Origin of the sequence: Streptomyces oceani, assembly GCF_001751245.1 — a bacterium.
Classification (GTDB): Bacteria; Actinomycetota; Actinomycetes; order Streptomycetales; family Streptomycetaceae; genus Streptomyces; species Streptomyces oceani.
Genome location: NZ_LJGU01000131.1, coordinates 58,467 through 66,518, shown reverse-complemented (window position 1 = coordinate 66,518; position 8,052 = coordinate 58,467). Strand labels below are relative to the sequence as shown.

At 72.3% G+C, this 8,052-nt stretch carries 8 protein-coding genes and 2 pseudogenes; 3 read left to right on the top strand and 7 right to left on the bottom strand.

Translation table 11 applies throughout. The annotated features are described in order from the left end of the window. Positions 1-520 (top strand): aminotransferase class V-fold PLP-dependent enzyme (locus AN216_RS16670; protein WP_139140945.1); only part of this gene is annotated, 520 nt, incomplete at its 5' end. 76 nt (positions 521-596) lie between these two features. Here the strand turns inward: AN216_RS16670 and AN216_RS16665 are convergent. The 7 genes and pseudogenes from AN216_RS16665 to AN216_RS16640 form a co-directional block, all read right to left on the bottom strand. Next, positions 597-1,970, bottom strand: coding sequence for a glycerate kinase family protein (locus AN216_RS16665; RefSeq protein ID WP_070197479.1), 1,374 nt, complete (start codon positions 1,968-1,970; stop codon positions 597-599). Positions 1,971-2,035: 65 nt separating this feature from the next. Continuing rightward, a pseudogene (locus AN216_RS27240) lies at positions 2,036-2,311 on the bottom strand (glycerate kinase); the annotation flags it as partial. 9 nt (positions 2,312-2,320) lie between these two features. Beyond that, positions 2,321-3,757 carry an SLC13 family permease gene (locus tag AN216_RS16660; protein WP_070197478.1) on the bottom strand — a complete coding sequence of 479 codons (1,437 nt, stop codon included), beginning with the start codon at positions 3,755-3,757 and terminating at the stop codon, positions 2,321-2,323. A 185-nt stretch (positions 3,758-3,942) separates the two neighbouring features. Further along, positions 3,943-4,605 carry a response regulator transcription factor gene (locus AN216_RS16655; protein WP_070197477.1) on the bottom strand — a complete coding sequence of 221 codons (663 nt, stop codon included), beginning with the start codon at positions 4,603-4,605 and terminating at the stop codon, positions 3,943-3,945. Continuing rightward, entirely contained in the window at positions 4,602-6,095 is a 1,494-nt protein-coding gene (locus AN216_RS16650; protein WP_079166681.1) for a sensor histidine kinase, read from the bottom strand. Before AN216_RS16650 ends, AN216_RS16655 begins: the two co-directional genes overlap by 4 nt. Positions 6,096-6,307: 212 nt before the next feature. Beyond that, positions 6,308-6,634 carry a hypothetical protein gene (locus AN216_RS16645; protein ID WP_070197476.1) on the bottom strand — a complete coding sequence of 109 codons (327 nt, stop codon included), beginning with the start codon at positions 6,632-6,634 and terminating at the stop codon, positions 6,308-6,310. 92 nt (positions 6,635-6,726) lie between these two features. Beyond that, positions 6,727-7,008, bottom strand: a complete 282-nt coding sequence (locus tag AN216_RS16640; protein WP_070197544.1) for an Lrp/AsnC family transcriptional regulator — start codon at positions 7,006-7,008, stop codon at positions 6,727-6,729. 412 nt (positions 7,009-7,420) lie between these two features. Here AN216_RS16640 and AN216_RS16635 point away from each other — a divergent pair, with 412 nt between their 5' ends. Further along, positions 7,421-7,654, top strand: coding sequence for a hypothetical protein (locus AN216_RS16635; RefSeq protein ID WP_070197475.1), 234 nt, complete (start codon positions 7,421-7,423; stop codon positions 7,652-7,654). 97 nt (positions 7,655-7,751) lie between these two features. Further along, positions 7,752-8,052: pseudogene (locus tag AN216_RS16630) on the top strand (NYN domain-containing protein); the annotation flags it as partial.

Here is an 8,052-nt window from a genome sequence, read left to right as displayed (position 1 = left end):
CCGGCACGAGGCCGGCTCGCCCAACGTCGTCGGCGCGTACGCCGTGGCCGCCGCCTGCCGCGCGCTGCTGGACACCGGCTTCGAGCGGCTCGTACTCCGCGAACGGCGGCTGCTGGACCGGCTGTTGACCGGCCTGGCGGCGGTGCCGGGACTGCGGGTGCTGTCCCTCTTCGGGGAGCGGGCCGAGCGGGTCGGGGTGGTGTCCTTCGTGCTGGCGGGGTGGGAGAGCGGGCGGGTGGCGGCGGCGTTGGCGGAGGAGTACGGCATCGGCGTACGCGACGGGTTGTTCTGCGCGCACCCGTTGCTGCGGGTCCTCCTGGGGCAGGCGGGGGATCAGCCGGCGGAGTGCCCGCCCAGCGGCGGCGAGGGCCGGGACACGGCGGCCGAGCCGGGCGCCGAAGTTGACGCGTACGGTGACACGCTGGCCGCCGTACGCGTCAGCTTCGGCGCCGGCACTCCGGATGAGCACATCGAGCGGCTGCTCGGCGCCGTACGGGAACTCGCCGCCCGGCACGGTTGAGTCAGCCGGCCGGCTGTCGCGCCGCGTCGTCAGCGGCGGGGGCCGCCCGGCGGCCTGGCCGCTTGGCCGCCAGCGGTCACCCGGTCGCCCGACCCGCGAGGGCGTCGACCCGTACGCGCGGCACCGGGCCGGAGGACGCCGGCCCCGAGGAGGCCGGATCGGGCATACCGGCCCGGGAGGTGAGCCGGGTACCCAGCAGCACCATGCGCACGGCGTGTTCGGCCGCGTCCGCGAGGTACTCCGCGCCCCGGTCCAGTGCCTCGGCCAGCCCCACGGGGGCGGGCAGGATGCTGCTGTAGGCGTCCACCCCGGACTCCCGTACGGTGTGCGCGCCCTCGCCGAGGGTTCCGGCCAGCGCGAGCACCGGCTTGCCCAGCGCCTGGGCCCGGCGGGCCACTTCGGCCGGCACCTTGCCCCGCACGGTCTGCCGGTCGAGCCCGCCCTCCGCGGTGATCACCAGGTGGGCGGCTTCCAGTCGGGCGTCCAGATCCAGGTGGTCGAGCAGCACCTCGAAGCGCGGCAACAGCCGTGCGCCCAAGGCCGCGAGTCCCGCCCCGAGGCCGCCGGACGCGCCGGTGCCGGGGTCCTGCTTGAGGCCGGCCGCCCGCTGACGTACGGCGTCCGTGTCGTCCACGGGCGTCCGCGTGATGCGCGGCGCTCCGGTGTCGCGTCCCTTCTGCTCCGGGACGTCGCGGGCGAGGATGTCCGCCCAGCGTTCCAGGGCGTGCTCGAGCCGCGCCACCTGCGCGGGACCGGCACCCTTCTGCGGCCCGAAGACCCGCGCCACGCCACGCTCGCCGGCCAGGACGTTGTACGGGTTGCAGGCGACGAGGATTTCGGTGTCCCACAGTCGAGGGTCCAGACCCGCCACGTCGATCCGGTCCAGCCGGCCCAACGCGGCGCCACCCCGGGGGAGTTCACGCCCGTGTCGGTCCAGTAGCCGGGCGCCCAGCGCCTGCAGGGCGCCGGCGCCACCGTCCGAGGTGCCCGAGTCACCACAGCCGATCAGGAGGCGGCGGGCGCCCGCGTCCAGCGCCGCGCTGATCAGCTCGCCCACCCCGTGGGTCGTGGTGGCGCACGGATCCCGCCGGTCCGCGGGCACGAGCGAGAGGCCGGCGACCGCCGCCATCTCCACCACGGCGGTACGGACCCCACCGCGCGCGCTCGTCCAGTCGCCGGCCTGCGGCGGGTCGGCGTCGGTGCCGGCGTGCGCGGCGTCGCTGCCGTCGCGCTCATCGAGCAGCGCGAAGTGTGTCCGTACGGGATCCCCGACCGGGCCGGTGGCCGTACGGAACGTCAAGCTGCCGCCGGTGGCGGCGGCCAGCGACCGGGCCGTACCCTCCCCGCCGTCCACGAGCGGGACCAGGTCGAGTTCGGCGGCTGGCACGACACGACGGATGCCCTCGGCGATAGCGGCNGCAGACGGACCCCACCGCGCGCGCTCGTCCAGTCGCCGGCCTGCGGCGGGTCGGCGTCGGTGCCGGCGTGCGCGGCGTCGCTGCCGTCGCGCTCATCGAGCAGCGCGAAGTGTGTCCGTACGGGATCCCCGACCGGGCCGGTGGCCGTACGGAACGTCAAGCTGCCGCCGGTGGCGGCGGCCAGCGACCGGGCCGTACCCTCCCCGCCGTCCACGAGCGGGACCAGGTCGAGTTCGGCGGCTGGCACGACACGACGGATGCCCTCGGCGATAGCGGCGGCGGCCTGTTCCGCGGACAGCGAGCCCTTGAAACCGCTGGGCGCCACGGCGAAACGATACGACGGCACAGACGGCACGGATGACGTGGATGACATGAGGGCTCCTCAGAGGACGGGGACGCCGAGCAGTGGCCAGACGACAAGGGCGAAGAGCAGCACCAGCAGGGCGGTCAGCGGTGCCAGCACGGCGGAGAGGCGAAGCAGGTCGCGTGGGGTGTAGGTGGTGACGCCGGGCACCTCGGAGAAGAGGGCGACCGGCTTGGCGGAGGCGGGCAGCGTGTGGCAGAAGCCGGCGGCGGCCGTGGAGGCCAGCGCGGCGGACACCGGGTTGACACCCGCCCCGGCCGCCGCGGCCACCACCAGCGGTACGAGCACGCTCGATCGGGCGGAACGGGACTGCAGTGCCAGGTGTGCCGCGGTGCTCACCGCCACCACCACGGCGAGGAACAGCCAGGGCGGTACGCCGTCGCCCCCGGTGGAGGTCAGCCCGCTCACCAGCCAGCGGGCGGCGCCGGAGCTGGACAGGGCGATGCCCATGGCCATGGTGGTGGCCATGAACAGCAGCAGTGACCAGGGGACGGTGCGCAGCGCGTCCTTGAGCGTCACCGTGCCCAACACCGGTGACGCCGCGATCACCGCGCCGATGAGGGCCACCAGCGCCGGGGACACCCCGTGCAGCGGTTCGGAGCACCACAGCGTGACGACCGTGAACAGCAGCAGCAGACAACGGGTCTCGACGGGCGAGAGCGGTCCGGTGGTGGGGAATCCGGTGGCGGCCTCGCTGTGCCGCTGGATGTCCTCGGCGCCGATCCGTACGGGCATACGGCGGTCCGCGCGGCGGGTGGTGGTCAACAAAACGGCCTCCGCGGCCAGATGACAGGAGACCAGCGCCAGCGGCAGTCCGAGCAGCAGCCACTGGGTGAAGCTGACCTGCTGGCCGGTGGTCTCCCACAGCACCTGCACGGTGATCAGGTGCGCGCCGGCGCCGATGAGGGTCGCCACGGCGGACAGCAGGATCACGGTGGGGAAGAGCAGAGCCAGCATCAGCACCAGCCGCTTGCGGTCCGACAGCGCCTTGGCGAGCGCGACGAACACCGGTAGCGCGAGCGCCGCCCGCCCGGAGGTGGCCGGCACCGCGAAGGCCGTGACCACCAGGGCCGCGGTGCTCAGATGCGCCAGCTGGCGTGCCGTACGCGCCCCGCTGACCAGGAAGGCCGCCATCCGTCCGGCCAGCCCGGTGCGGGACACGGCGGCGGCGAGCACGAAGGCGCAGATCAACAGCCAGACGGTGGGTTCGCCCAGCGCGCCGAACAGGGTATCGGTGCTTATCACGCCGGTCGCGGCGAGCGCCAGCCCCGCGGCCAGCGCGATATACGTGTCATCGACCGGCGTCGCGATCCACGAGCAGGTGGCCAGCGCGAAGACGGCGAGAGTGATCCGGGCGTCGCCACCCAGTCCGGCGAAGTTGCCGGGCACGACCAGCAGCGCGCACCAGCTCAACGCCGCGCATAGCAGGCCGGTCTGCTTCAGGGAGAGTGTCACGGCAACGATACTCGGCGGCCGGCATGAGCCCCTGGTGAGGAGATGATGAAGGAGATTTCATCCGGGGCCGGCGCGGCTGTCGTACCGCCTTCGTGGGGTCGTGTAGCAGCTCAGGGCCCAGGTGACGGGCCAGCTGGGTGGCTGGGTGCGGAACCGGGGGCCGGTAGCCGGTGCCGTACCGCCGGTCAGGTGGGCAGCCGGTAGCCCATGCCGCGTACGGTCTCGATCCGGCTGGCGCCCAACTTCTTGCGCAGCGCCCGGACATAGACGTCCACGATGTTCGAGCCGGGGTCGAAGTCGTAGCCCCACACGTGCGACAGGATCTGCTCGCGGGAGAGCACCTGCCCCGGGTGCCGCAGGAAGAGTTCGAGCAGCACGAACTCGCGGGCCGTCAGGTCCACGGTGCGTTCGTCGGCGCGGGCCCGCCGGGTCTGCAGGTCCAGCGAGAGGCCGCCACCGCGTAGCACCGTGATCTCCGGCGTACGCGTCGCGGTGCGCAACCGCAACCGGACCCGGGCCAGCAACTCCTCGAAGCGGAAGGGTTTCGTCATCCAGTCGTCCGCGCCGCCCTCCAGGCCGGCCACCGTGTCCCCGACCGAGTCCCGCGCGGTGAGCACGATCACCGGTACGGTCACCCGGGCCTGGCGAAGCTCCCGCAGCACGGTGAAGCCGTCCCGCAGGGGCAGGCCGATGTCCAGCACCACCAGGTCGAAACCGCCCGTGCGAGCGTAGTCGTACGCCGTGTCCCCGTCCGGGGCGACCGTCGTGGCGAAACCGTTGGCTCGCAGGCCCTTCTGGACGAAGGAGGCGATCCGCTCCTCGTCCTCGGCGATCAGAATGCGGTTCACGCCGTACTGCCTTCCCGTTTCTCGTCCGCCCCCGCGATCGCGGGGGATGGCGGGCCGAACTCCTCGACAGCCTCGAACTTTCCGAACTCCTCGAGTTCCCCGAATTCCTCGACTTCCCCGGACTCGGCCTGCGCCGCCGCCGGCACGAGCAGGGCGAAGGTTGCGCCACCCCCCGGGGTCCTCCGCAGCATCACCCGGCCGCCCGGATGCCCCTCCGCGATGGCCTTCACGATGGAGAGGCCGAGCCCGGCCCCGCCCGCTCCCCGTGCGCCGCGCCGTACGGTGCCCCGGCGGAAGCGCTCGAAGATCAGCTCCGCGTCCGCGGCCCGTACCCCGGGGCCGCTGTCCATCACGTACAATTCGACCTCGTCGACCGTGCGTCGGGAGCCGATCCGGATGGTGGTGTGCGGGGCCGTGTGACGCGCGGCGTTGTCGGCGAGCTGCACCATCGCCTGGGTCATGCGCTGCACGTCCAGCCACGCGGTGCCCTCCGCGACCGCGTCCAGCCGCCAGTCCCGGTCGGCCAGGGCGCGCGCCTTGTCGTAGACGTCGGCGGTCAGTTCGGCCAGCTCCACCGGCCCCGGCGAGACGAAGTCGGGCCGCTCCGCCTTGGTGAGCAGCAACAGGTCCTCGACGATCCGGCTCATCCGGTCCAGCTCGTCGGTCACCAGACGCACGGTCTCCTCACGCTCGACCGGATCGTCCCCCATCAGCTCCAGGTGTCCCCGCACGATGGTGATGGGAGTACGGAGTTCGTGCCCGGCGTCGTCGACGAACTGCCGCTGGGTGGCGAAGGCCCGCTCGAGCCGGTCCAGCATGGCGTTGAAGGTCTCGGCGAGCGCGGCGATGTCGTCTCGACCGTGCACGGGAATGCGCTGGGTCAGGTCCTGCTCGGTCAGCTGCGCCGCGGTGCCGCGTACGAGACGTACCGGAGCGAGGATACGGCCGGCGACGGCCCAGCCGATGCCGCAGATCATCAGCAGTGCCACGGCGGAGATGGCCAGCAACGTGCGGAACACCTCGTCCGCCGCCGCCTCCTCCCGCCCGGTGTGGAAGGCCACGACGAAGGTGCCGCGCGGACTGTCCCCGGCCGGATTGATCCGCACCTTCGCCCACCGGATATCACCCTCCGGGCGGGAGAGGGAGCCCGTACGGCGGTCGCTTTCGGTGATGTGCCGGAGCGCGGCGTCGTCCTTGTAGAGCGGCAGCTCGCTGGGGATGTCCCGTTGCTGGCGCAGCACCGAGCCGCCGATGAGGCCGAGCAGTTCCTCGTCCGGGTCGGAGTACTGCCGTTGCAGGAAGAGTTCGAGCAGCCGGCGGGCGGTGGTGAACGAGCGGCCAGTTTCCGGGTCCTGGCCGTGGGTGACGAAATTGCCGAACTCGTTGGCCTCCTGCCCCAGGACCTGGGTGATCCGCTGGTCCACGTCGCGTTGCAGTATGGAGCGGGTGGTGGTGGCGACGGCGGCCAACGCGACCGTCATGACGACCATCAGCCACAGCAGGATGCGCACCCGCGCGGTGATCTGCGGGCGCCGGCGCCGCGGAGCGTCGTACCGCCCCTGGTCCGCCGTCTCCGGGCGCTGGGGCCCGGTGCCGCCGCTGCTGGACACTGCACTCGCTCATTCCGTCGCTGGTTCGTCGCCCGAGCCCGCCCGACGGGCGTACGGCGTCAGACGTCGGTTCAGTCGCCGTGGCCGTCGGTTCAGCCGTCGTCTCCGGTGCCCGAATCGTCGTCATCATCCCCGTCCGGCCCGTCGTCGTCATCCGATCCGTCCGTCGGGGACGGTGGTGGTACGACCTGGTCACTGGGCGAGCCGGAGGGCCGCCCGGACTTGTCGGGACCGCTCGGTTCCTCGGAGCCGGGAGTCGAGGCGGAGGGCGAGCGTCCGGGACTCTCGCTCTCCAGGTCCACCTTGGCGGGTGGCTGCGGCGGCTCGGGATCGTCGGTGAGGGCCCAGCTCGTGGCGGCGATGCCCAGTGGAATCGCCACGACGGCGGCCAGCGTCGCCATGCGGTAGGAGAAGGCCATGTGAGACAGCCTGCGGAGCGGGCGTGGCGTCAGGATGAATCGCGGATGAAGATTTCCTCATCCGCGACTCCGGAGCCCGCGCGGCCCGTCGGTCAGCCGTCCAGGCCGATGGCGAACGCCGCCTCCAGGTCGTGCTGCGAGTACGTACGGAAGGCGATGTGCGTCTCGGTCTGCTGGACGCCCGGCACCTTGCTGATCCGACCGGGGATCACGTCGGCGAGGTCATCGTGTTCGGCCACCCGCACCATGGCGATCAGGTCGTGCGCGCCGGTCACCGAGTAGACCTCGCTGACACCCTCCAGCGCGGCGATCTGCTCGGCGATCTCGGGAATGCGGTCGGTGCTGGTCCGGATGAGCACGATCGACGTGATCATGGTGCGTCCCTTCGTCGGTACGGCCCGGAGCGGAGCCGCCTTCATTATGTGCGTCCGTCGCCGGCGCACGACGAGGGGGCTGAGGAGTCGCCCGCGCGGGCGCGTGCGGACGGCGCTGTGCGCCTCCGAGACGGAATGGTGTACCCCGTCACAGGGTGGCCGGCCGCCGAACGGGTAGGGAAGTGCGTGCCGGCCCGTGCGGGGAGTGGACCGGGGCAGTGACCACCGGTCGGTGCCCGGGGCTCACGGGTCGGTCGCCCGTACGGACGGTCGCGATCCCCGTGGAGGCAGGTTCCTGGGGAGCCCATGGGGCCCTCGGACGCTCTCGCACGTGACGAAGCGTGTGACCAGAGCAAGTGACAGAGCAACTGAACCGCAGTACGAGTGACCTCGTGAAGGAGTGGACGACACCATGTCGGTTTCCCAGCCCACGGCCGCGACACGCTGGCGCTGCACCCTGTGTGGAAATCTGACCCGGTTCGACGTGACACGGTCCAGCAAGGTGGTGGAGTTCGTCCATCTGGACCTGGCCGGTGAACCGGATGTGGAGGAACAGGACGTGCTCAGTGAGACCATCGAGTCCGTGCGCTGCCGCTGGTGCAATTCGGTGGACGAGGTCGAGCTGGTGGAGCGGCCGGGCGCGTAGGTCTGCAGCAGGACGGAACGGGCAGGTGTGAACGGTGGCGGAGCGTACAGGCGGTGAGCGTGACCCCGATCGGGAACCGCCGGACGAGCCGCCGGACGTGCCGTCCGGTCCGGAGGCGACACCGGAATCCGCGGCGGGCCAGCGGCGGGAGACGCTGGACAGCCCGCTGCCGGAGAAGGTCCGCCGTCGTGTGGTGTCCCTGACCGGGGACGCGCTCGGCGCTCTGACCGTGGCGGAGCTGCCGGTTCCGCTTCGGCAGTACGCCCGCTTCACGCCCCAGCGGCGCACCAAGTTCGGTGGCAACGCCATGGCCGCCGCGCTGGCCGGTGACGCCGCCTTCCGACAGCGCATCGCGGGTCGGCTGCGCGAGTCGCTGCCGGAACTGGCCGAGGCGGTGG